The organism is Vibrio sp. HM8-C, from assembly GCF_058630515.1.
This window is the reverse complement of the sequence record NZ_JBMMKS010000018.1, coordinates 57,108-78,425: the sequence shown is the minus strand read 5'-3', so window position 1 is coordinate 78,425 and position 21,318 is coordinate 57,108. Positions and strand designations below refer to the sequence as shown.

General features: G+C 44.8%; 29 protein-coding genes. 19 read left to right on the top strand and 10 right to left on the bottom strand.

Going from position 1 to position 21,318, the window contains the following annotated elements; genetic code table 11:
* The 3 genes from ACOSVQ_RS18060 to ACOSVQ_RS18050 all read left to right on the top strand — a co-directional run.
* Positions 1 to 385 (top strand): glycoside hydrolase family protein (locus tag ACOSVQ_RS18060; protein WP_491983820.1); only part of this gene is annotated, 385 nt, incomplete at its 5' end.
* 10 nt (positions 386 to 395) lie between these two features.
* On the top strand, positions 396 to 632 hold the full coding sequence (locus ACOSVQ_RS18055) for a hypothetical protein (protein ID WP_491983819.1): 237 nt from the start codon (positions 396 to 398) through the stop codon (positions 630 to 632).
* A complete protein-coding gene (locus ACOSVQ_RS18050) occupies positions 617 to 862 on the top strand; it encodes a hypothetical protein (RefSeq protein WP_491983818.1) in 246 nt (81 codons plus the stop codon). The genes ACOSVQ_RS18055 and ACOSVQ_RS18050 overlap by 16 nt, the downstream gene beginning before the upstream one ends.
* A 41-nt stretch (positions 863 to 903) precedes the next feature.
* Here the strand turns inward: ACOSVQ_RS18050 and ACOSVQ_RS18045 are convergent, their stop codons facing one another.
* Together ACOSVQ_RS18045 and ACOSVQ_RS18040 are read right to left on the bottom strand one after the other, a co-directional pair.
* The gene (locus ACOSVQ_RS18045; protein WP_491983817.1) at positions 904 to 1,875 is read right to left on the bottom strand and encodes a phage portal protein; all 972 of its coding nucleotides are present in this window, start codon (positions 1,873 to 1,875) and stop codon (positions 904 to 906) included.
* 10 nt (positions 1,876 to 1,885) lie between these two features.
* Positions 1,886 to 3,646, bottom strand: a complete 1,761-nt coding sequence (locus tag ACOSVQ_RS18040) for a terminase large subunit domain-containing protein (RefSeq protein WP_491983816.1) — start codon at positions 3,644 to 3,646, stop codon at positions 1,886 to 1,888.
* A gap of 134 nt (positions 3,647 to 3,780) precedes the next feature.
* Between ACOSVQ_RS18040 and ACOSVQ_RS18035 the strand changes: the two genes are divergently transcribed.
* The 14 genes from ACOSVQ_RS18035 (at position 3,781) to ACOSVQ_RS17970 (ending at position 13,517) form a co-directional block, all read left to right on the top strand.
* Positions 3,781 to 4,608, top strand: coding sequence for a GPO family capsid scaffolding protein (locus ACOSVQ_RS18035; RefSeq protein WP_491983815.1), 828 nt, complete (start codon positions 3,781 to 3,783; stop codon positions 4,606 to 4,608).
* Positions 4,609 to 4,647: 39 nt separating this feature from the next.
* Positions 4,648 to 5,685 carry a phage major capsid protein, P2 family gene (locus ACOSVQ_RS18030; RefSeq protein ID WP_491983814.1) on the top strand — a complete coding sequence of 346 codons (1,038 nt, stop codon included), beginning with the start codon at positions 4,648 to 4,650 and terminating at the stop codon, positions 5,683 to 5,685.
* 111 nt (positions 5,686 to 5,796) lie between these two features.
* Positions 5,797 to 6,246, top strand: coding sequence for a head completion/stabilization protein (locus ACOSVQ_RS18025; protein ID WP_491983813.1), 450 nt, complete (start codon positions 5,797 to 5,799; stop codon positions 6,244 to 6,246).
* Complete coding sequence (locus tag ACOSVQ_RS18020) at positions 6,246 to 6,710, top strand: phage tail protein (protein ID WP_491983812.1); 465 nt, start codon at positions 6,246 to 6,248, stop codon at positions 6,708 to 6,710. The genes ACOSVQ_RS18025 and ACOSVQ_RS18020 overlap by 1 nt, the downstream gene beginning before the upstream one ends.
* Positions 6,707 to 7,246 (top strand): phage virion morphogenesis family protein, encoded by a 540-nt coding sequence (locus tag ACOSVQ_RS18015; RefSeq protein WP_491983811.1) that lies wholly within the window; start codon positions 6,707 to 6,709, stop codon positions 7,244 to 7,246. Before ACOSVQ_RS18020 ends, ACOSVQ_RS18015 begins: the two co-directional genes overlap by 4 nt.
* Positions 7,247 to 7,450: a DUF2635 domain-containing protein gene (locus ACOSVQ_RS18010; RefSeq protein WP_491983810.1), complete on the top strand. Its 204-nt coding sequence runs from the start codon at positions 7,247 to 7,249 to the stop codon at positions 7,448 to 7,450. It begins immediately after the preceding gene.
* Positions 7,447 to 8,580: a phage tail sheath subtilisin-like domain-containing protein gene (locus tag ACOSVQ_RS18005; protein WP_491983809.1), complete on the top strand. Its 1,134-nt coding sequence runs from the start codon at positions 7,447 to 7,449 to the stop codon at positions 8,578 to 8,580. Before ACOSVQ_RS18010 ends, ACOSVQ_RS18005 begins: the two co-directional genes overlap by 4 nt.
* A gap of 3 nt (positions 8,581 to 8,583) precedes the next feature.
* A complete protein-coding gene (locus tag ACOSVQ_RS18000; RefSeq protein ID WP_491983808.1) occupies positions 8,584 to 8,949 on the top strand; it encodes a phage tail tube protein in 366 nt (121 codons plus the stop codon).
* 10 nt (positions 8,950 to 8,959) lie between these two features.
* Positions 8,960 to 9,670 carry a phage terminase small subunit gene (gene gpM, locus ACOSVQ_RS17995; protein WP_491983807.1) on the top strand — a complete coding sequence of 237 codons (711 nt, stop codon included), beginning with the start codon at positions 8,960 to 8,962 and terminating at the stop codon, positions 9,668 to 9,670.
* The gene (locus ACOSVQ_RS17990) at positions 9,654 to 9,941 is read left to right on the top strand and encodes a phage tail assembly protein (RefSeq protein WP_491983806.1); all 288 of its coding nucleotides are present in this window, start codon (positions 9,654 to 9,656) and stop codon (positions 9,939 to 9,941) included. The genes gpM and ACOSVQ_RS17990 overlap by 17 nt, the downstream gene beginning before the upstream one ends.
* Positions 9,887 to 10,084 carry a GpE family phage tail protein gene (locus ACOSVQ_RS17985; RefSeq protein ID WP_491983823.1) on the top strand — a complete coding sequence of 66 codons (198 nt, stop codon included), beginning with the start codon at positions 9,887 to 9,889 and terminating at the stop codon, positions 10,082 to 10,084. Before ACOSVQ_RS17990 ends, ACOSVQ_RS17985 begins: the two co-directional genes overlap by 55 nt.
* A gap of 28 nt (positions 10,085 to 10,112) precedes the next feature.
* On the top strand, positions 10,113 to 11,999 hold the full coding sequence (locus ACOSVQ_RS17980; protein WP_491983805.1) for a hypothetical protein: 1,887 nt from the start codon (positions 10,113 to 10,115) through the stop codon (positions 11,997 to 11,999).
* A gap of 580 nt (positions 12,000 to 12,579) precedes the next feature.
* Entirely contained in the window at positions 12,580 to 13,029 is a 450-nt protein-coding gene (gene zur, locus ACOSVQ_RS17975; protein ID WP_491983804.1) for a zinc uptake transcriptional repressor Zur, read from the top strand.
* A gap of 26 nt (positions 13,030 to 13,055) precedes the next feature.
* Positions 13,056 to 13,517, top strand: coding sequence for a chemotaxis protein CheX (locus ACOSVQ_RS17970; RefSeq protein ID WP_042490288.1), 462 nt, complete (start codon positions 13,056 to 13,058; stop codon positions 13,515 to 13,517).
* A gap of 105 nt (positions 13,518 to 13,622) precedes the next feature.
* Here ACOSVQ_RS17970 and pgi read toward each other — a convergent pair whose 3' ends face one another.
* Positions 13,623 to 15,275 (bottom strand): glucose-6-phosphate isomerase, encoded by a 1,653-nt coding sequence (pgi, locus tag ACOSVQ_RS17965; protein WP_491983803.1) that lies wholly within the window; start codon positions 15,273 to 15,275, stop codon positions 13,623 to 13,625.
* Between the two features lie 294 nt (positions 15,276 to 15,569).
* Here pgi and ACOSVQ_RS17960 point away from each other — a divergent pair, with 294 nt between their 5' ends.
* Positions 15,570 to 15,989 (top strand): secondary thiamine-phosphate synthase enzyme YjbQ, encoded by a 420-nt coding sequence (locus ACOSVQ_RS17960; protein ID WP_491983802.1) that lies wholly within the window; start codon positions 15,570 to 15,572, stop codon positions 15,987 to 15,989.
* A gap of 87 nt (positions 15,990 to 16,076) precedes the next feature.
* Here the strand turns inward: ACOSVQ_RS17960 and ACOSVQ_RS17955 are convergent, their stop codons facing one another.
* Positions 16,077 to 17,489, bottom strand: a complete 1,413-nt coding sequence (locus ACOSVQ_RS17955) for a replicative DNA helicase (RefSeq protein WP_491983801.1) — start codon at positions 17,487 to 17,489, stop codon at positions 16,077 to 16,079.
* A 373-nt stretch (positions 17,490 to 17,862) separates the two neighbouring features.
* On the opposite strand from ACOSVQ_RS17955, the gene ACOSVQ_RS17950 reads away from it, so the two are divergent.
* Complete coding sequence (locus tag ACOSVQ_RS17950; protein ID WP_491983800.1) at positions 17,863 to 18,627, top strand: DUF481 domain-containing protein; 765 nt, start codon at positions 17,863 to 17,865, stop codon at positions 18,625 to 18,627.
* A 98-nt stretch (positions 18,628 to 18,725) separates the two neighbouring features.
* On the opposite strand, the gene rplI is transcribed toward ACOSVQ_RS17950, so the two are convergent.
* From rplI to ACOSVQ_RS17920, 6 genes are all read right to left on the bottom strand, one after another.
* A complete protein-coding gene (rplI, locus tag ACOSVQ_RS17945) occupies positions 18,726 to 19,175 on the bottom strand; it encodes a 50S ribosomal protein L9 (RefSeq protein WP_491983799.1) in 450 nt (149 codons plus the stop codon).
* Between the two features lie 32 nt (positions 19,176 to 19,207).
* Positions 19,208 to 19,435: a 30S ribosomal protein S18 gene (rpsR, locus tag ACOSVQ_RS17940; RefSeq protein WP_042490278.1), complete on the bottom strand. Its 228-nt coding sequence runs from the start codon at positions 19,433 to 19,435 to the stop codon at positions 19,208 to 19,210.
* A 15-nt stretch (positions 19,436 to 19,450) separates the two neighbouring features.
* Positions 19,451 to 19,753 carry a primosomal replication protein N gene (gene priB, locus ACOSVQ_RS17935; protein WP_102943069.1) on the bottom strand — a complete coding sequence of 101 codons (303 nt, stop codon included), beginning with the start codon at positions 19,751 to 19,753 and terminating at the stop codon, positions 19,451 to 19,453.
* Positions 19,754 to 19,761: 8 nt separating this feature from the next.
* Complete coding sequence (gene rpsF, locus ACOSVQ_RS17930; RefSeq protein ID WP_165312422.1) at positions 19,762 to 20,139, bottom strand: 30S ribosomal protein S6; 378 nt, start codon at positions 20,137 to 20,139, stop codon at positions 19,762 to 19,764.
* A gap of 186 nt (positions 20,140 to 20,325) precedes the next feature.
* Positions 20,326 to 20,802: a bacterioferritin gene (gene bfr, locus ACOSVQ_RS17925; protein WP_165312423.1), complete on the bottom strand. Its 477-nt coding sequence runs from the start codon at positions 20,800 to 20,802 to the stop codon at positions 20,326 to 20,328.
* Positions 20,803 to 20,906: 104 nt separating this feature from the next.
* The gene (locus ACOSVQ_RS17920; protein WP_165312424.1) at positions 20,907 to 21,095 is read right to left on the bottom strand and encodes a (2Fe-2S)-binding protein; all 189 of its coding nucleotides are present in this window, start codon (positions 21,093 to 21,095) and stop codon (positions 20,907 to 20,909) included.
* Positions 21,096 to 21,318 lie beyond the last annotated feature (223 nt).

Here is a 21,318-nt window from a genome sequence, read left to right as displayed (position 1 = left end):
GCACGAAGGGTTACGCTTAAAACCCTATCGCTGCAGCAGTCAGAAAATCACCATTGGCTACGGTCGAAACCTGCAAGATAACGGCATCACGTTAGAAGAAGCAGAAACCATGCTTCAACACGATATTGGTACCGCAATCAAAGAAGCAGAGTCACTGCCATTTTTTGAGTCCCTTAATGAACCGCGCCAAGCAGTCATCGTCGACATGGTGTTCAACATGGGCTTACCACGTTTTGGCATGTTCAAAAAAATGATTGCCGCGATTGAGCGTGAACACTGGCAAGTTGCCGCCAATGAAATGCTGAACAGTCGCTGGGCGCGTCAGGTCGGTAAACGCGCAAACACGCTCAGTGAAATGATGCGTCTCGGCACTGAAATTAACTAAGGAGTTCAACATGAGTTTTTTAACTAACATCCTCGGCAAAACCCTGTGGGATGTGCTCAAAGGAATCTTCTTTCAAATTGCGTGGAAGGTGATTTTAGAACGTTTTGCCACTCGCTTGGTGATTTGGGGCTTAGAGAAAATCAAAAGTCTCTCCACCAATGATGTTACCCAAGACACAATGGACGACATCATCATGTCGCTGAAAGGCAAAAAACTGAAAGAGGTCGAAGAATGGAAGTCATCTTAGATGCAAGCTGGGTAAGTGCTCTACTTGCCTTTGGTACCTTCGTGACTTTAGTTCTTAGCCTATTGATTGGTTATCTGTTTAGGTTATCCAAAGAGTTGGGTGAATACAAAACCCACGTAGCCGAAACCTACGCCACCAAAGATGATGTGAAGGAACTTGGAGACCGAATCGAGAGAGGCATTAGTAAAGAGTTTGACAGGTTTCATTCGCTACTCAAAAACGCCGCATAAAAAAGCCGCCCATCAGAGGCGGCATCGTTTTATCTACACGATTAGGAAGCAACAGGCTCCAAACTCTCATACCCATTAGCTTTAATCACTTCCATCCCAACAAACTCATTCAATTCACTGAGCGAATCAATCAGCGGCAACAACTCGTTCTTAAAGAAAATACGGTCGACTTTGTTTAGGTCGCTGCTAGTAGCAATGCCTTCACGTTTTACGCTCATCAGTTCCAACGGAACGCGGTGAAGGGAAAGCACATCGTTGGTCGTTTGGTTTTTCACATCTTTAAACGAGTCTTTGGCTTCCACCTGTCCAATCGGTTTCAGCTCTGGCGCTTTGGTGTCTTTACCCTTGGCGTTCACGAACAGGTTTTTAAATGCCATGCCTTCTTTGGCTTGAAGCTTGTTGCGAATGTCGTTTTCGACATCCTTGGTCATGCTCGGTTCGTTCATATATAGCAAGTATCCCGCGTGAGAGCCGTTGCGATAATACTGACGACGGAACAGCGTTGCATCGTCATTAAGCCAAATTGAGGTTAAGCCACTCACATGCTGCGGCAGTCCATACAGCTCTTGTGCCACATCGTATTCCGCAAGATGAAAGATTTGACCTTTGCGATAATCAATACGCCCTTGGTCATCATAAGCGCGAGGTTTATAGGTATAACCTAAGTCTTCGCGCCTGCGCATATACAGTGCAGGAATGTGTTTGATGCTGGTAACCTGACCAAGCAGATTGCGCACCACCTGAAAGTAACCATTACCAAAGGTCAGGTAGTCTTGAATAAAACGTTTTAGGTCACGACGAGACAAAACACCATTCACTGTCATCGCATAAGTGAGCGTGTTACGCTTGAACTCAATCGCGCTCGAATGCATCGGGTTCACACGTAACGCTTTGGCGAGCGTATCGAGCTGAATCGGTGGCTCGTACAAACCATCAATCAATGCCACTTCAAGGTAGCTGAGAATATCGCTATTCATTACGCTTACAGGTTTTGAAAATTCAATATCAATCACTTTGCCTCTCCTAGAAGAACGAAACGGTGGTGTCGTCTTCGCAATGAATATCAATTGGCTCCCAATGCATCACATGCATCGAAGCCCAAGCAAGGTCAGCGTGTGAGCCAACTTTGCTGCGGTTAGAATAAAAGGTAACTTGGTTGCTCGCCTTGGTGGTTTGCTGGCGAATCATTAAGAACGAGTGAACCAAATCGTCCCACTCACCATCGAACTGCAGGCGCCCATCGTTGATAATCTCGCGCGCCTTATAAACCATCATCCGTTTCACTTCGGGTGAGTAATCCAGCTCAATGAGTGCAGGGAAGAACTTGCGCACCAACTCTGCTACCGCCGAACCCACTCCACCGACATCAATCGCCAAATGGACCACGTTGTACTTTTCGGTGATGCCTTTAATCGCTTGCGCCTGCTGCTCATAGCTCGAACCTTTTAGGCGTATGCGTTCAATCAGTCGGAACACGCCACCTTTGCGTTTGGGTTTCAGGGCAACCACTAAGCCTGCATCGTCAGAGCCTTCACCCTGACCACCGCCTCTTGGGTCATAACCCACCAATACTTCGGCATTGCCAACGGGGCGCGCTTTGTCGTGATCGACATCTTTCCATAAAGAAGAATCGGTCTTACACGCGAGCAAAGATTTCAGTGAGAATATCGATGCGGAGTCATCGAGGAACACGCAACGCAGCAAGTTGTCAAACACGGTTTTGTCGGGATACTTGCGGCGCAGCTTGTCCATGTTGAAGAAGGTCGCGCCTTTGGCAATCGCATCATCAATGGTGATGATTTGACGGAATATGCCATCCACACCCAGTGAACCGTCTTTTAGTGCACCGTGGCTGACATCGATACCAAGCTCTTTTTTGCCCTGCCATTTTGGATACGCTTCATGGGCAACAGTTGAGGGTGTTGATAAGTAAGTGGTGCGGTATTTGTCATGAATTGACATACCGCCTGCGTAGTCATCCAGCTCGCCGAACTTAGGTATCCAGAACACTTCATCAAAGTAGACGTGACCATTAAAGCCTTGCGAGGTTCGTGCGTTGGTCGATAGAAAATAGAAAGTTGCACCATTAGACAATTGAAGCTCGTCTTTGCCTTTGAGCTCAACATCCCCAATCTCCAACGCAAAGCGGCGAATGTAGTTCTTGAAGATTTCAGACTGCTTGCGAGATGCCGATAAAAATACCTGGTTGTCGCCATTGAGCACCGCATCTTCAAACGCTTCATAAGCAAAGTAATACGTTAACCCAATCTGACGAGATTTCAGGTAGAAGCGGAACTCGTTAAGTTCACTGTTGCACTTATGCGCGTGGATCTCTTTCTGGTATTCGAAGAAGGTTTTCTCACGAAACTCGTCCAGCACCTCTTTGGTGATGTGTGAAACATCGTTCTTCACCTTGTTAGGCTTGCGACCACGCTTTTGCTCACCGTCACTGCGTCCTGATGGGCGATAGCGCTTTTCTTCTGCTTCGTCACGCTTACGTTTTTGCTCAAGCAGAAACTCCAACTCTTTCAACTGGGTTTCATGCTTTTGGTCAAGCCACAGCAAATACGCAATACGCTGGCGAACCATCAGCTCTACGGGCGCATCGTCGCGCATTTCCTTCCAGTTAAATTTGTTGATCCACAGCTGAATGGTGCGCCCAGCCACATCCAAAGCCTTGGCAATTTCGGCAGGTGTTTGCTGGCGCAGGTATAAGCCCAGTGCCTGAGTTTGTTTGGCACTGTAAAGCGGCGCGTCTAGGTCGGGAGAGAGATTCGTTTTCATGTTTGCATAGTGCAACAGCGCCCGCCATTACTCAGCTAGCAAGGTTTCTAAATCAGGTATCTAGAATCGCCATGAATACAAAAAGTTAAGGTCATTGGTTAGATTGGAATCATCGAATTTAGGAGACCAATTCCATGTTTAAGTCTGAGCCAATCTGCATTTTGAAAGCAGGACCGACTATTGATGGGCGAGACATCCCACAGAAAGTCATCGATGACATTGCGGAAACCTATGACCCTAAAAAGTACACCGCACGAATCAATGACAATCACTCTGAATGGAGTTGGAAAGGTGGTTCGGTTCTATCGGTGGAAAAGCGTGATGACGAATTATGGGCAGAGATTAAGCCGAACTCTTATTTGTTGAGAAACATTGAAAGCGGTCAATTGCTTCATACCTCTTGTGAATACCGTGAAGACTTTGCCAATACAGGCAAAGCCTATTTAACAGGACTTGCCTTTACTGATAACCCGGCATCATTGGGTACCACGCAAGTACATCTATCAGCACTACGTGGCGAAGAAAAAGCGCAGTTGGTGTCAACCGGACAGACCATCAACTACAGCGAGAAGCAATCTCAGAAAGACTCCAATTCTACAGAGCAATCGCTACTTAAAAAATTACTTAACCTGCTCAGCAGTGCTCCTGACGGAGACAAAGAGCAGCTTTCTACAAAAGAGGAATCGGAAGAAATGAGTAAAGAAACCGAAGAGCTGCTAAAGCAAAGCGTTGAGCAGAATCAAAAGCTAAATGAGCAACTTGGCACATTGATCGAGAAGCTCAGCGTGCAAGGCAATCCAGAACCTCAAGAAGAATCAAAGCCAGAAGCCAATCCGCTAGAAGAGAAAGTGGAAAAGCTCTCGTCTCAGTTTGAAGAGATGTCGAGCAAACTCAGCAGCATTACTGATGATCAAGCACGCAAGCTAGCTGGTGAAGGCGGCGAAGACGAGCAGTATTTATAAACGCTCACTCACTTTCAACGAAGTTAATTAGGTCCAATTATGCAAAAGAATACTCAAGTTAAACTCAATGCGTACGTGAAACGAGTGGGTGAACAAAACGATGTGGATGACGCCACTCAGAAGTTCAACGTCACTCCCAACGGCACGCAAAAAATCATTGCCCAAATTCGTGAGAGCAACTGGTTCTTAAAACGCATCAACGTGATTTCGGTGAAGAATCAGAAAGGCGAATCCATCGGTCTTGGTGCTACAGGCATGATTGCTAGCCGCACCGATACAACAGGCAGCGGTAAGCGCACACCGAAAGACTACTCAAGCCTTGGTTCCATGCCTTACATGTGTGAGCAAACAAACTTTGATACAGCAGTACGTTACGCCAAGCTCGATGCTTGGGCTCATATGAGCAACTTCAACACGCTGCTGAGCAAAAGCCATCGTGAACAAATTGATGCCAACAAAATCACCATTGGTTGGTATGGCGAAAGCGCGCAAGCGACAACCGATGCACAAGCAAACCCTAATGGTGAAGACGTCAATATCGGCTGGTACCAAGCGATGCGTACACACAACAGCGACCGCTTAATTACGGAAGGGGTCGCGGAATCAGGCGTTATCAAAATCGGTGAAGGTGGCGATTTTATCAATCTCGACATGGCGGTGTTGGAAACGAAAAACCTACTGCACCCCGCTTGTGAGAACGATTCAAACCTCATTGCGATCATCGGTGGCGACTTACTGGCTTACGACAAAGCCAAGTTCTATGAAGCGCACGGCAACACGCCAAGCGAAAAGAGCAAAATTGAAGAGCTGCAAGTCATTGGTACCTACGGCGGTTTGCCTGCTGTGAAAGTGCCGGGGTTCCCTCCAACGGGCATCATGGTGACCAGTTACGACAACCTGTCGATTTACATTCAAGAAGATTCGGTTCGTCGCTCTGTCGGTAAGAAGAACGATGAGAAAGACCAAATCGAAAACTTTGAATCAATGAACATGGCTTACGTGATCGAAGAGCTGGGCAAAGTGGCTGCCATCGAGTTCAAGAACGTGAAGCTCTGGATTAAAGGCGCGTGGGTTTAACAAACCTACTTAACTAATCCCCCCCAATGCAGGCTCTTTTCAAGTTGGTTATCAAGCCTCGGCTTAGGTTGCCAGTCATGAAATGCTGCCTGCATCCCCTAAAGGTGATGTATGGATTTTGTTGGCAATAAAAATGACGTGTACCAATCCGTACTGGCAGCAACGGATAACTTCCCAGAACTCAAAATATCAGAGTTTCAGTCTCTGTTTAATTTCCTCAGCAATGAAACAGAGGCAGGCATTCTGCACCAAGCGAAAGTATCGCGCATCAAAGTACATCGCGAACTGGTCGACACCATTGCGCAATACGATGATTTAAGCGCCCTGTCGGTCGCTAAGTTTGGTGACGAAGAATCGGGTACCACGCTTTACACCCAAGCGGTATTTGCATTAACCGCCAGTGAACTGATTGGCATCAAGCTCAGTACAGATTCAACAGCCGAAGCGGCAGACAGGCAAGAGGTACTGAACAGTAAGAAATACCACTGCGAAGTGCAGTACCGCCAAGCGGTCGACATGCTCATTCATGGCAAAGAAACCTACTGCTTTGAGGTGGTGTGATGAAAGCACTGCAAAGTTTAACCGACCTGTTTAAACAACATATCACTGATGCGAAGAACTTCAGTGCGTGGGCAGAAGATGGTGCAGTGTTCAGTTGTCAGGGTGATTCAGTCGATGGGTTTGAAATTGAATACACCGCGATTGTGTTCATGCAGGACGTTAAAGTTCAGCCGCACATTCTAATGATGCATCTGGTGAGTTGGCTCAATAAGTACGACCCATACCGCCAAGAGAAAGGGCTCGCATTCCCAAGCTTTGCCACCGAGCTTTTAGATAAAGGTCGCTGTGACATCAAGATAAAACTCGACCTTCGAGAAGAGTTCAGGCTTGAGCCTAATGAGCAAGGCAACTGGATGCAAAATGGAGAGCGTTACGCTTGCATGAGTGAGTTTGCTGCTTGTGTCGAAGAGGACGAACTTGGCGAACTGCACTTGCTTGTTGGGCATTTGGATGACTTGCCATGAGCGAGTTAACCCTAAGAACGCCAGACCAATTAACTCAACTGGTTGAGCGATTGGTATTAACCGCTACTGAAAAATTGGATTTGAACCGACGCATGGCGAATTACGCTCGCCAGTTCTTTCGCTCTCAAATTCGGGCGCAACGAGACATCGACAACAACCCGTATCAGAGCAGAACACAACGCAAGCGAGTGGAACTGAAAGATGGCACCACGGCAAAGAACACCGTGAACAACAAGAACATGTTGATGGGGATATCCAAAGCTTTGCGCACCCAAGCAGACGACAAAAGCTTTGAGGTTGGCCTTGCTGGTGTGGCTGGACGAATTGGTCAAGAGCATAACCAAGGTAGCCAGTTGTCATTCACGACTCGGGTAAATGGCTTTTTTGATAGCAAGACCGGACGTTGGCAAGGCGGTCGTCGAGTGAAACAGAACTACATCATGCCACAACGAACATTCATCGGTTGGACACCAGCGTTAGAGCGCGAACTTCTGGCCATGGCAGCAGAACACTTTACAACAGACGTGGAAAGTTAAATGGCAACCATCAAAATCAAACCACTTAACGGGCTAATCGTACGCGATCCAGAAACCCGTGAACCTCTTAAGGTAGAGGGCGAAGAGAAACCGCGTAACCCTTACTGGCTGCGTCGTCTTAAAGAAAAATCGGTTGAGTTGGTCGGCACTGAAGTGACCAAAACAGCCAAGAAAACCGTAGCCACTAAGGAGGCTGACCAATGATTAGCTTTAGCGAAGTTCCGAGCAGTGCTTATGTTCCGGGCATGTATGTCGAAATCGATAACAGCCTGGCAAACAGTGCAGAAGACCAACAGCTTTGTTTGGTGATCGGTAATGCGGTCGCAGACGCACCAACCGCGCCCAATACCGTTGTGTTATGCATGGACGAAACCAAAGCCGCGACTCTGTTTGGTGCAACGTCTGACATCGTAGAAACCATCACTTACTTTCGTAAGCAAGATGAAAGCATGCCTATCTACGCAATCAGCGTACAGGATGCCGATACCATGTCAGCGTTAGCTGCCCTTGGTGATGTGCAGTATCACCACATCATCTGCTCGCTCAATGACGAAATCACCATTCGTGATTTGGGTGAGTTCTTGGAAAAGCGTTATGAAGCCTTGCAACAAATCCCCGGTGTCGCTTACGTACCGAAACAGGGGACTAACGCGGAGCTCATCACCTTTGCAAACAAAAGCAACTGCCCACTGATTAGCTTTATGCCAATTAACGCACTAGGTAACTCAGCAAACGAGGCGCTTTCTGATGCGGCTGCGATTGGTGCGTGGGCGGGGCAGATTGCGCCGTCACTGGCAAATGACCCTTGTCGCCCGCTGCAAACGCTGAAAATGAGTGGCTTGTACTCGATTGCTGAAACCGAGTTCGACTGGGCTGAGCGTAACTTAATGCTTCACGAAGGCATGGGCACTTACACCGTCAACACTGCCAAAGAGGTGTTGGTGGAACGTGCGGTCACGGCTTACACCGAAAATGCAGCAGGTATCGCTGATAACAGTTACCTAGACATCATGACGCCAGCGACCGCAATGTATTTTCGCCAGAAGCAGCGCTCACGCATCCTGAGTAAATACGCACGTTACAAAGTAGCGAAAGACGGAACTCGCTTTGCAGCAGGACAAGTGATCGTCACACCAAGCATGTTCAAAACTGAGCTGTTGGCGCTTTACAAAGAGCTCGAATACGCAGGCATCGTGCAGGACTTTGACGGCTACAAAAAGTCTCTCATCGTTGAGCTGGACGATTCCAATAAACAACGCATCAACTATCAAGATTCACCGCAGTTCGTGAACGGCTTGATTATCGTTGCAGGCAAAATTCAATTTAGGAAGTAAGCCATGGGAACAGTAATTACTAGCCGTGCGGTACTAAACGCAGGCTCACTCGGTCGCCTTCCTATCAAAGAAGGCGCGGAAATTGGTTTTGGTAACCTCAAGCGTGAAGCTGTGATGGGCGATGATGGTGTGCTTGGTCATACCGAAGAATACTCGGATGCGCCATTTATCAAATGCACCATCATCCATGCTAAAACCACCGATGAAGACGCGATCAAAAGCTTCACTGACGAAAGCATCACACTCGAAACCAACAGTGGCAAAGTGTTCACCTTAACCGATGCTTGGTCTGCGGATGTGTTAAGCCTTAATGTCAAAGATGGTCAACTTGAAGTGCTCTTTAACGGCACTGAACTCATCCCTCAATAAGGAGCTTGGCATGTTATCTATTTTAAAAAAACGTCAGGCTCAACAACGACAACAAGCGGCGCCAAAGCCTCAAGTTGTGGACGTCTCAGAAAGCGTAGCGAAAGGTTTAGCGGTAAGTTCAACCATTGCCGATAAGCCTTGGGATGAAATCCAAATCATGCTCAAAAAAGATTTGGAATACGTTAGAACGTTGGCTGGCTCTCAAGAGAAAGACCCATACAAAGAAGCGTTGGTGATGAAGTACCAGCCAGTTGTTGAATCGCTATTAACCACTCATGGCAACCTAGAAAACCTCGATGTGATCTGGTGGTTCTATCAGTGGCAAATCGACCTTGGCAAACTGCCAGAAGTTCATGACCAGTTTCGTGAAGCGATCGACAAAGGTTTGGGAACGCCACACTCATGGAAAGCAAACGGGCAAACCACTTACTGTGACATTGTGTTCCAGCACGCGTTTAAAGCACATGAGCAGAAGCAAGAGTTCAATCGCGACTATCTCATTCAAGCGGTGAGTGATTTGCAACAAGGCAAGCTGGCAACCAACGCGCCACTGAAAGTGAAAATGTTCCGTTTAGTGGGTGATTGGCATTACGACAACGGCGAAAAAGAGCAAGCCTACACCTTGTTTGAAACAGTGATGAAGCTTGATCCCAATAAAGGCGGTCGTAAGACCAAACTCAATGAACTGAAGGAAGAACTGGGCTATGGCGACAGCAATTAAAGACCAATCACAGACACGCATCGCAACTTTGGCAACGCCCATCATCAAAGACGATGTGGAAATTAAAACCATTGAAATTCGCAAACCGAACTCTGGCAACCTTCGCGGTTTAAGTTTGATTGATGTGTGTGAAATGAAGTTTGAGGCGGGTGAAGTGCTTCTTCCTCGAATTTCGTCACTGACTGAGCGCGATTTACTAAACCTAGCCCCAGAGAACTGGGCACCACTGTTAACCACTGTTGCCTCTTTTTTCGTGAACACGGAACTCTGATAGAACGAGTAGAAGATTATTACGCAGACATCGCGGTTGCCTTTCATTGGCCACCGAGCGAAATAGACGCACTCAGCTACGACGATTTATTACTGTTCCGCGAACTTGCACGACAGCGAACCCAACAAGAAGAGAGCGATTAGCTCTCTTTTTTTCTTCAAGGACACTGATATGAAAATGAACCTGTCTGTGGTGATGGGGATGAAAGATAAGGTATCCGCGCCACTGAAAGGCATAGCGAGTGAGTCTGACCACTATGCTAAAGCCATCAAGAAAATTCAAAATGCCCAAGCTGATGATTCCTCTGCCATAGGCATGATTGGCTCATTTAAGAAAACCAAACAGTCCATAGACCAAAACACCGTGTCTATGAATGCTGCCAATGAAAAGCTCAAAGAACTGCAAGCCAAAGCGAGCGCAGCAGGCAAGCCAACGGCAGCGCTAACAGAGAAAATCGCCAAACAGCAAGAAAGAGTCAACAAGCTCACCAGTGAGCAAGACACTTACAAGAACCACTTAATCAAACTGGGTGGAGAACTGAAGAAAGCAGGCGTCAAAGTTCACGACCTTGATGGTGAAAACAAGCGGTTAGAGAAAAGCTACAAAAAACACGGAGCCGAAATTACCAAGCTCAGCAAGAAGTACAGCATTTTAAAAGGGGTGATGAGCCCACTGCAAAAACTCAACAGCAAAATACGCTTACCTAGTGTTGCTGGTGCGGCTGTTGGTAAAGGCACAGCGTTACTTGGTGGATTGAGCCTTGCAGGGCTGGCTGCCGAGGTGAATAGCAGTGCCGCCGAAATGGATAAGCTTGCCAAGAAATCGGCAAATCTTCAGCTACCCATTAGCGAGCTACAAGCCATGCAGTCACAAGCCGAACATGCGGGTGTAAGTTCCGATGCACTTTCTGCATCGATGACGCGTTTCACCCGCCGCTTGGGTGTATTACAACAAACGGGCAAAGGCGCATTAGGTAGCTACCTCAAGCAGAGTAAGAACGGGCTGTTTAAAGATTTAAAAGGTGCGGAAAACAACCAACAAGCTTATGAAATGCTGCTTGAATCATTCTCGAAACTGAAAACCGCCCAAGAGCAAATGGCGTTTGCCGACGCCGCCTTTGGTGACAGTGGCCGCGAAATGCTTATCATGCTCCGTGAAGGTACTCAAGGCTTAACAGCAGCACGAAAAGAACTCAATGATTTAGGCGGTGGCGCGACTGCAGAAGATGCCGCCAAAGCGGAAGCCTATAACGATGCTGTGCAGAGAATCTCTGAAAGTATTCGCTCCATCAAGTTTGCTGCCCTTGCTCCCATTATGGAAAAGGCCACCAAGCTGTTTACCGATTTCACCAACAAGTTCAAAAATGCCCAGTGGCGTACTGAATTTATGGATAAAGTGATTCAAACAGTCAACGGGCTTTATCAAGGGTTAGAATTCCTAGGCAAAGGGCTTGTGTTTGTTTCGCAGAACTTCAAGGGGATTATCGCAGCACTGGCAATTTTAAAAGTCGCGTTGATTGGTATTAACGCGGTGATCATGGCAAACCCTATCGGCATGATGGTCGCCGCTATTGGTGCAGCGATTATCGCAATCACCTACCTAGTCGATAAATTCATTGGATTAGACGTAATCATCCAAGGTATTGGCAAAGCGATTGGTTGGCTATGGGATGGAATTAAGAAGCTAATAAACAAACTACCGGATGCTTTAATTCCTGATGGCTGGAAAACCGGACTAAGTGAAGCTGGTAACGAAGTCGATAGCTTAGCCAACAAACTTGATGGCATAAAAGACAAGAATGCCGAACTGGGTATCACCACCAATGAAACACACAACCAAACCGAGCGCAGAAAAACATACTCGGACTACCAAACGGAAAGCTTCTCAGCGCCAAGTTCTTACGGTCAGTACAAACCGTTAACCAGTCAAACACTCAACAGCAAATCAGAGATTTCATTAACTGTGAAATCAGATAAGCCAGTGACGGTGGACAAAGCTAAGAGTGATAAAGGAACTGACTTAGATCTTAACGTGGGAGATTTAGGTTTTAGTTACTGACGTATAAACCACCCCAAGAACTAAAAAGGCTAGCATCAAATTGCTAGCCTTTTCTTATTCTAAGTACACCTATGGTACGCCTTAAAACACACAAACTCTTATACAGCATCAAAGTCTATCCAATCGAGCATTGGCGCGACTGATAGGCGATTAACTTTGAATGTTGATGTGTCTTTAGCAATAGTCATGATTTATATCGTGTTCAGATACCGTGTTGGAATACTTCGCTAGTAGAATCCTAGCCCAGCCAAAAATAGAAAGAACTTATACGCTTACATTAATGACTGTATTTAGTGTGCAAAACGGTTCCTTCGCTTTACATCTCAAAGGCGGCGATTATACACACAGAGCTCAAATTTTCATAAAAAAGCTGATGACGAACTGGAAAAAGAGCCTTAAAAGAGCAAATTATGTCAACAAGCTCTCCGAACAGATGTTATAGAGTATCGTTTTACCGAGATATGAGGTAAGTTAGCGCTAATCCGTTTTTTATCGATATACCATGTTCTTAACGCTCATTATTTTAAGAATGCGCTTTATTAATTAAGAAATGGTATATCATTACTTAAGTCCAAAGATTATGGTGATAGAATTGGACACTAAGCTAACAAAGCAAGTAGAAGAAATTTGTGCAGCACGAGGAGTTCGACTGACTTCTCAGCGTAAGCGAGTATTTGAGCTTATTTGCGCAAATGCAAAAGCGTCAAGCGCCTATGAGTTGCTGGATGACTTAAAAAAGAGTGAACCACAGGCAAAGCCACCTACGGTCTATAGAGCATTAGACTTCTTAATGGAGCAAGGCTTTATCCATAGAGTGGAATCCACAAACAGTTTTATTTCTTGTTGCTCTTGTAATGCACATAAGCACTTTTCACAGTTATTAATTTGTGACCAGTGTGGTAATGTCGTAGAACTACAAGATGATAATCTGATTGCCCAGCTGGCGAAGAATGCTGAGCAACACGGTTTTACCATTAGCAACCAAGTGATCGAATCACACGGTGTGTGTAAAACCTGTTCCTCGAAATAATTTTTTGATTCAGATAGAAGAAGGTTATGCGCGCTGAATTTGTAAACCCGTTTCTAGCGTCTTTAATGAACGTGTTAAAAACGATGGCTTCTTTAGAATTGAAGCCTCAAAAGCCTCGTCTAAAGAAAGATGAGATTGCCCGTGGAGATGTCTCAGGGCTAATTGGTATGGTCGGTAGTCAAACTCGCGGCTCTATGTCTATTACCTTTGATGAAAACCTAGCTCTGGAAATTATGCAGAACATGCTAGGTGAAAGACCAAACGGTTTGAACGAAGAAGTCACGGATATGGTCGGCGAAATTACCAACATGGTAACTGGCGGTGCGAAGCGTATTCTGGCTGAAAGTGGTTTTGATTTTGATATGGCTACACCTGTAGTTGTTTCAGGCAAAGGTCACACTATTCGTCATAAATGTGAAGGCTCGATCATTATCATGCCTTTCTCATCTCAATGGGGTAATGCCTTTATTGAGATCTGTTTCGAGTAACTGACTCTTAACTTCCGTTCTTTGAACACTAAAAAGGCTGATGCATTTGCATCAGCCTTTTTGCATTCTAGAGCCTATGTTTTATTCCATAAGCTCTAGTCAATATTAGCCACGTAACGCTTTGAATGCGTTAATCAGACCATTGGTTGAGCTGTCGTGAGAAGTCACTTCAGACGCATCTGCCAACTCTGGAAGAATTTGGTTTGCTAGTTGTTTACCTAACTCAACACCCCACTGGTCAAATGTGAAGATGTTCCAAATGATGCCTTGAACGAAAATCTTATGTTCGTACATAGCAATCAAGTTACCTAGAGAGCGAGGCGTAATTTGCTTAACCAAAATAGAGTTAGTTGGACGGTTACCTTCAAATACTTTGAAAGGAACTAACTTCGCTACTTCTTCTGCATGCATACCCGCTTTTTCAAGCTCAGCTTTTACCGTTTCAGCAGACTTACCAAATGCCAATGCTTCCGTTTGAGCAAAGAAGTTAGACATCAGTTTTTGGTGATGATCGCTAGTTGGGTTGTGAGTCACTGCTGGAGCAATGAAATCACATGGGATCATTTTCGTACCTTGGTGAATCAACTGGTAGAAAGCGTGTTGACCGTTAGTACCAGGTTCACCCCAAATAATTGGACCTGTTTGGTAACTTACTGCGTTACCATCACGATCAGTGTACTTACCGTTTGATTCCATGTTGCCTTGTTGGAAGTAGGCAGCAAAGCGGTGCATGTATTGATCGTAAGGAAGAATCGCTTCTGATTCTGCACCGTGGAAGTTGTTGTACCAAATACCAATCAACGCCAAGATCACTGGGATGTTGCTTTCAAATGAAGTTTCTACGAAGTGATTATCCATCTCGTGAGCACCCGTTAAAAGCTCTACGAAATTCTCATAGCCGATTGAAAGAATGATAGACAGACCAATAGCCGACCATAAAGAATAGCGACCACCCACCCAGTCCCAGAAACCGAACATGTTGTCAGTATCAATACCAAACTCAGATACCGCACCAGCGTTAGTAGAAAGAGCAGCAAAGTGCTTAGCTACGTGAGCTTCATCGCCAGCCGCTTTTAAGAACCAATCACGCGCTGAGTGTGCGTTAGTCATGGTTTCTTGAGTTGTAAACGTCTTTGACGCCACTAGGAATAATGTTGTTTCAGGGTTAACTTTCTTCAATGTTTCAGCGATGTGAGTACCATCAACGTTAGAAACAAAGTGCATAGTCAGATGGTTTTTGTATGGCGTCAAAGCTTCAGTCACCATGTATGGACCAAGGTCTGAACCACCGATACCAATGTTCACCACATCAGTAATGGCTTTACCAGTGTATCCTTTCCATTCGCCGCCAATGACGCGCTCAGAAAATGCTTTCATCTTTTCAAGTACAGCATTCACTTCTGGCATCACGTCTTGACCGTAAGCCAATACGGGCTTGTTGCTGCGGTTACGTAATGCAGTATGGAGTACTGCACGACCTTCAGTTTGGTTAATAGCTTCACCACTGAACATCGCTTGAATCGCACCTTTCACATCCGTTTCTTCAGCCAATGCAAACAAGTGCTTCATCGTTTCTTCGTTTACAAGGTTCTTTGAATAGTCGACAAGAATGTCGCTACCAAATGTCGCTGAGTACTTAGCGAAACGCTCGCTATCTTCTGCGAACAACGACTTAAGGTTCATTCCCTGCACTGACTCAAAATGCGCAGTCAGAGCTTTCCAAGCTTGAGTTTGCGTTGGATTGATGTTTTTCAACATGGTATCTATCCCGATATGACAGTAGGTATTGTTCAAACAATCTTAGCCGTTCTTCATGCTTGAAGCACAAGCGGATTGTTGGATCCCCGATTAATAAAAAATAAAAGTAAAAATGCTACCAACAAGAGTAGCAAAAAATGTAATTAATTTTCAGTACGCAATTATGACTTAACCTGTCATAACTCGCTTTGAGTTAAGTCAGTAAAGGACTGCAGCTAGACCATAATTGTTATCGTAAGGGGCTCACCTTAACGCTAAACTATCTGTTTGCCAATTAGATTCTGGAACTCTGAAATGTGGACACAAACTCATATTCACTTGCCTTCATACCCAAGAGGTTTTCATTTAATTACCGACGAGGTTGAACGCCAGTTACCAGAACTCAAAAAGATATCTGTCGGGATTGTGCACCTGTTTATTCAACATACTTCTGCGAGTTTAACCATCAATGAAAATGCTGATCCTACTGTACGTTCTGACATGGAGCAGCACTTCAATCACTTCGTACCTGAAAGAGCCCCCTACTACATACACACATATGAAGGGGATGATGATATGCCAGCGCACATTAAAGCTTCACTACTTGGTTCAAGTGTTACTATCCCTATTTCAAATGGACGACTGGCATTAGGTACTTGGCAAGGAATCTATCTTGGTGAACACCGTGATCACGGAGGGAAAAGAAGATTGATTGCAACTATTCAGGGCGAATAAACAAAAACAGCAGGTTGATTAGCCTGCTGTTTCTTAATGAAAGTATTCGGATGAGGTGAAAGAATAACTCACCAGAGCTCGAAATAATTACTCGTTGTCGAAATCGAACGCAGGTCCTGCATAGTTATCAAAACGAGAGTACTGACCTTGGAACGTCAAACGAACAGAGCCGATTGGACCGTTACGCTGCTTACCGATAATGATTTCAGCGGTCCCCTTCAAAGCACTGTCTGGGTGATATACCTCATCACGATAGATAAACATAATTAAGTCGGCATCCTGCTCGATAGAGCCTGATTCACGCAAATCCGAGTTAACAGGTCGTTTGTCAGCTCGTTGCTCAAGTGAGCGGTTAAGCTGAGACAGTGCGACCACAGGGACATTGAGTTCTTTTGCCAATGCTTTCAGTGAACGAGAAATTTCGGCGATTTCCAGAGTACGGTTATCTGACAGAGACGGCACACGCATTAACTGCAGGTAGTCGACCATGATAAGCGACAGACCACCTCGTTCACGGGCAATACGTCTTGCACGAGAGCGAACTTCCGTCGGCGTCAAACCAGAGCTGTCATCGATGTACATATTTTTCTTCTCCATAAGAATACCCATGGTAGAAGAAATACGAGCCCAATCCTCATCATCCAATTGACCAGTACGAATCTTAGTTTGGTCAACACGAGACAAAGACGCGAGCATACGCATCATGATCTGTTCGGCAGGCATCTCTAAAGAGAAAATCAGAACAGGCTTGTCCTGTTCCATCGCCGCATTTTCACATAGGTTCATCGCAAAAGTCGTTTTACCCATCGATGGACGAGCAGCGACGATAACTAAGTCTGAACCTTGCAAACCCGCTGTTTTCTTATTGAGGTCGGTAAAACCAGTGTTCACGCCAGTTACACCATCTTGCGGACTCTTATACAGTAGCTCGATTCGCTCTAGAGTTTTCTCAAGAATGTTATCTACATTTTGAGGACCTTCATTCTCATTGGTACGAGCTTCTGCAATCGCGAAGACTTTACTCTCGGCTAAATCCAATAGGTCTTCTGAACTGCGACCTTGTGGATCATAGCCTGCATCTGCAATTTCATTAGCAACACCAATTAAGTTACGAACCAGAGCACGTTCAGCTACGATTTCCGCATAGGCATTGATGTTTGCCGCACTTGGCGTATTTTTCGCTAAGTCAGCTAGGTATGCAAAACCACCAACATCCTCTAGCTGTTCGCGCTGCTCCAAATACTCAGACAAAGTAATTAAATCGAGCGGTTTGCTTGCTTCAAGAATCGATTTTACGGCATCAAAAATATGACGATGAGGACGACTATAAAAATCCGATGTCACCACTCGTTCAGAAACGGTATCCCAACGCTCATTATCTAAAAGCAAACCGCCAATCACTGACTGTTCAGCTTCTAACGAATGAGGTGGTACTTTGATAGCATCAACTTGAGCATCTGAAGTTTTACGATATCGATTTTCTGTTCGGGGTTCTGCCATTATCTTACTCAATAATTCTGGGACCCCATCGGGGCTTATAAGGTAAATTGGGTCTTACGAGGTAAATTGCCTTAGAGCTATACCCTAAATTGCCGTTTATTATACCCAAGTCCCTTCAATATGCGAGAGCGGGGATAAACGCTTGGTAAAACATCGAGCTCATACAAAATAAGTAATAAACGAACTCAACAAAAATCACCCCCTCCCTCCAGATTTTGTGTCAATTTTCATCTACTGGTAGAGGATTTTTCCTAAACGTCCTTCCCATCCTCTACATTGCTCGGTTATTCATGCAGAATTAACCGTAATCTGACTAATGATCCATCAAGCGCATTTATTATTTGCGACCATTAATGATTCACCGAGGTACTTTGTGTCCAAACTGTGGCTTCTCAGTATTAGCTTGCTAGCGATGAATGCAGCTTATGCCAAGGAAGAGACGAATAAAGATAAGGACATCGAAGTGCCCTCCCCATGGGATACCCAAGTTGAGTTTGGCTATCAAGCTCACTCTGGCAATACCACATCTGAAGCTCTGAATTCACGATTAAAATCAGAATATACATCAGGGCGCTACCGAACTACGGGTGACTGGAAATTCTATCGCCTAGAAAAAAATGGCAAAGAGACTAAGCGTCAATCAACCTATTCGGTACAAAGTGACTATAAGTTAGGTGCGGATACTTATCTTTACGGTAGCTTTAAAGGTATGGATTCACAGTACACCGCCTATTTCAAAGATTTCACGGTATCAGGAGGATTGGGTTATCAGGTAGCAAACAGTAAAACACTCTTGCTCGAAGTGGAATTCGGCCCTGGTTATCGCTATCAAGAACCAAACTTAGATGAGATCGACGATGATGACATTGTATTTCCTGATGTAGTTCAGGAACCGATATTTCGAACCAATGTTCGTGGTAATTGGCAGGTACTTGATAATCTGAAGTTCGGTATCGACGTCACTCATATCACTGGTAGAAGCAACACCATGTGGGATAGTGATATTAGTATTACCAACAATATCACTGAAGATATCGCTTTAAAGCTCAGTCAGTCTCGTCAATATCACGACAAAGTGCCAGAAGGGTTAAGCAAAGCGGACAGTATTTTTTCCATCAACTTGCTGTTCATTTTTTAAATATTGGTTTTCTAACTAATCATTTCCGAAATTTGCCATCTTTCAGACATAAAAAAACACCAGCCGAGGCTGGTGTTTTCAAACTTGCGTAAACTGAATTACTCAGCAACAACTTGTAGTTTAACTTCAGCAAAAACTTCAGAGTGAAGTTGAACGCTGATTTCGTACTCACCAGTGTTACGTAGAGCACCTTCAGGTAGACGAACTTCGCTCTTAGCTACTGCAACGCCAGCCGCTGTGATAGCGTCAGCGATATCGCGAGTACCGATAGAACCGAATAGTTTGCCTTCGTCACCAGCTTTAGAAGCAATAACAACTGCTTCTAGTGCGTTAACTTGGTCAGCGCGAGCTTGAGCTGCAGCTAGTTGCTCAGCAACTTTAGCTTCTAGCTCAGCACGACGTCCTTCAAACATTTCAACGTTAGCTTTAGTTGCCATAACAGCCTTACCTTGAGGGATAAGGAAGTTACGAGCGTAACCAGATTTAACGTTTACAGTATCGCCAAGAGCACCTAGGTTACCGATTTTATCAAGTAGAATAACTTGCATTGCTTAATCCTCTTTCTAATAAACGGTGCCGATCACTGATGTTTGTCAGTGTATGGCAGAATAGCTAGGTAGCGAGCGCGTTTGATTGCACGAGCTAGCTGACGCTGGTATTTAGCGCTAGTACCAGTGATACGGCTTGGTACGATTTTGCCAGCTTCAGTAATGTAGTTTTTAAGAGTTGCTACATCTTTGTAGTCAATCTCTTGTACGCCTTCTGCAGTAAAACGGCAGAATTTACGACGACGGAAGAAACGAGCCATGGGCTATCTCCTGATCTAAATTTGAATAATGTTGTCGGCGTGTAGTACTAACTTTCCCAAACCATTTCGGCCGGTTTGATAAGCAACAAAGCCACTTACCTGAATACTACTGCCTTGTACTAAGTCTTGAGTTAAGATTTTTGACCGCTGCCCACTCACTACCACTGGAATTCGACAATAAACTTGTCGTGGGAAGTCAGCTTCAACCACCGTAGAGCGATGCTCTAGCCAAAAATGACAGTGTTCAACACCCGATGGACTTTGGCTTCGAATCGGAGGTTTAGCGACTGAGCCACTTAACTCCATTCGATTGGTCATAAATACTATTACTCAGCAGAATCTTCTGAACGGTCTTCAAACTGTTCGCGACGAGGAGCACGCTCTTCTTTCGCTTTTAGCATGATTGATGGTTCAGTGATTGCTGATTTAGTACGCATAATCATGTTACGTAGAACTGCATCGTTGAAACGGAAAGCAGTTTCTAGTTCGTCAATCACAGCTTGGTCAGCTTCAACGTTCATTAGAACGTAGTGAGCTTTGTGTAGCTTGTTGATTGGGTAAGCCATTTGACGACGACCCCAATCTTCTAGACGGTGGATTTTACCGCCAGTTTCAGTGATAGAACCAGTGTAACGCTCGATCATGCCAGCAACTTGCTCGCTTTGATCTGGGTGCACCATGAATACGATTTCGTAATGACGCATTTATTGCTCCTTACGGATTATTAGCTTCCAAAGTTGGCCCGGTCATCCACAGGAAGCAAGGAACTAATGATAATTGACCGAGAATAAAGGAGCACGAATAGTACAGAATGTCAGCAGTGTTAGCAAGGGAAATTATTGGGGGAAATAAGAGCTGGTGAACTTAAATGATCACCAGCTTTAGAAAGGTTAATCTTCGTCGACAAATTGAGCTTGAAGATAGTTTTCGATACCTGTTTTTTCAATTAAGCCAAGCTGTGTTTCAAGCCAATCTACGTGTTCTTCTTCATCCTCCAGAATGTCTTGGAAAATGTCTCGGGACACGTAATCTCGAATATCTTCAGCATACGCGATTGCGTCTTTCAAATCAGGTATCGCTGCCATCTCTAGTTTGAGATCGCATTCGAGCATTTCTTTTGTATCTTCACCTATCATCAACTTACCGAGATCTTGTAGATTTGGTAAACCTTCCAAAAACAAAATCCGTTCGATTAGGTGATCAGCATGTTTCATTTCATCAATGGATTCATGGTATTCCTTATCCGCTAAATGCTTTAACCCCCAATCTTTGTACATGCGTGCATGAAGAAAGTACTGGTTGATAGCAACGAGCTCATTACCAAGAATTTTGTTGAGATGTTGGATTATTATTGGATCGCCTTTCATGACAAAGCCCTCCTCTTTGGCTCTTTTAACTTTAGAACCAAATAAGAGAGTGTCAAAAAAGATGTAGTGCTATATCTGACTTTTCAGTCAACAAAGCGTCTCAATTAACTTGCTTGTTTCAGTTGCACGACCTCAACTTCACTTAAAATTTCCTTTGCCTGACGTACGCATTTACCACATTGAGAGCCCAATGGCGTGCATTGTCTGATACCACGGATATCCGTAATTCCTTGCTCGATAGCGAGGCTCTTAATTTTCTTATCAGAAATACCATGACACAAACAAACGTACATACTGCAACCTTAAAAACGACCTTTGTTCGAAATATAAAAAAGAATCGTTCTTATTACCAGTAAGTTTTACATGTTATTCAGATCGATTAGTTATAAAAGAAGAGAACAATTTGAAAGAGAAAATAGTTAGCGGAATAACACAAAAAGAAAGGATATTTAAGGTGCTGTTTTTATATGATTTATAACGGGCATAATGCACTACAATAGAAAAAACCTTTATAAC

Coding starts and splice junctions, on each gene's coding strand:
- ACOSVQ_RS18055 (WP_491983819.1), top strand. CDS start 396: ATGAGTTTTTTAACTAACATCCTCGGCAAAACCCTGTGGGATGTGCTC.
- ACOSVQ_RS18050 (WP_491983818.1), top strand. CDS start 617: ATGGAAGTCATCTTAGATGCAAGCTGGGTAAGTGCTCTACTTGCCTTT.
- ACOSVQ_RS18040 (WP_491983816.1), bottom strand. CDS start 3,646: ATGAAAACGAATCTCTCTCCCGACCTAGACGCGCCGCTTTACAGTGCC.
- ACOSVQ_RS18035 (WP_491983815.1), top strand. CDS start 3,781: ATGTTTAAGTCTGAGCCAATCTGCATTTTGAAAGCAGGACCGACTATT.
- ACOSVQ_RS18030 (WP_491983814.1), top strand. CDS start 4,648: ATGCAAAAGAATACTCAAGTTAAACTCAATGCGTACGTGAAACGAGTG.
- ACOSVQ_RS18025 (WP_491983813.1), top strand. CDS start 5,797: ATGGATTTTGTTGGCAATAAAAATGACGTGTACCAATCCGTACTGGCA.
- ACOSVQ_RS18020 (WP_491983812.1), top strand. CDS start 6,246: ATGAAAGCACTGCAAAGTTTAACCGACCTGTTTAAACAACATATCACT.
- ACOSVQ_RS18015 (WP_491983811.1), top strand. CDS start 6,707: ATGAGCGAGTTAACCCTAAGAACGCCAGACCAATTAACTCAACTGGTT.
- ACOSVQ_RS18010 (WP_491983810.1), top strand. CDS start 7,247: ATGGCAACCATCAAAATCAAACCACTTAACGGGCTAATCGTACGCGAT.
- ACOSVQ_RS18005 (WP_491983809.1), top strand. CDS start 7,447: ATGATTAGCTTTAGCGAAGTTCCGAGCAGTGCTTATGTTCCGGGCATG.
- ACOSVQ_RS18000 (WP_491983808.1), top strand. CDS start 8,584: ATGGGAACAGTAATTACTAGCCGTGCGGTACTAAACGCAGGCTCACTC.
- gpM (WP_491983807.1), top strand. CDS start 8,960: ATGTTATCTATTTTAAAAAAACGTCAGGCTCAACAACGACAACAAGCG.
- ACOSVQ_RS17990 (WP_491983806.1), top strand. CDS start 9,654: ATGGCGACAGCAATTAAAGACCAATCACAGACACGCATCGCAACTTTG.
- ACOSVQ_RS17980 (WP_491983805.1), top strand. CDS start 10,113: ATGAAAATGAACCTGTCTGTGGTGATGGGGATGAAAGATAAGGTATCC.
- zur (WP_491983804.1), top strand. CDS start 12,580: ATGGTGATAGAATTGGACACTAAGCTAACAAAGCAAGTAGAAGAAATT.
- ACOSVQ_RS17970 (WP_042490288.1), top strand. CDS start 13,056: ATGCGCGCTGAATTTGTAAACCCGTTTCTAGCGTCTTTAATGAACGTG.
- pgi (WP_491983803.1), bottom strand. CDS start 15,275: ATGTTGAAAAACATCAATCCAACGCAAACTCAAGCTTGGAAAGCTCTG.
- ACOSVQ_RS17960 (WP_491983802.1), top strand. CDS start 15,570: ATGTGGACACAAACTCATATTCACTTGCCTTCATACCCAAGAGGTTTT.
- ACOSVQ_RS17955 (WP_491983801.1), bottom strand. CDS start 17,489: ATGGCAGAACCCCGAACAGAAAATCGATATCGTAAAACTTCAGATGCT.
- rplI (WP_491983799.1), bottom strand. CDS start 19,175: ATGCAAGTTATTCTACTTGATAAAATCGGTAACCTAGGTGCTCTTGGC.
- rpsR (WP_042490278.1), bottom strand. CDS start 19,435: ATGGCTCGTTTCTTCCGTCGTCGTAAATTCTGCCGTTTTACTGCAGAA.
- priB (WP_102943069.1), bottom strand. CDS start 19,753: ATGACCAATCGAATGGAGTTAAGTGGCTCAGTCGCTAAACCTCCGATT.
- rpsF (WP_165312422.1), bottom strand. CDS start 20,139: ATGCGTCATTACGAAATCGTATTCATGGTGCACCCAGATCAAAGCGAG.
- bfr (WP_165312423.1), bottom strand. CDS start 20,802: ATGAAAGGCGATCCAATAATAATCCAACATCTCAACAAAATTCTTGGT.
- ACOSVQ_RS17920 (WP_165312424.1), bottom strand. CDS start 21,095: ATGTACGTTTGTTTGTGTCATGGTATTTCTGATAAGAAAATTAAGAGC.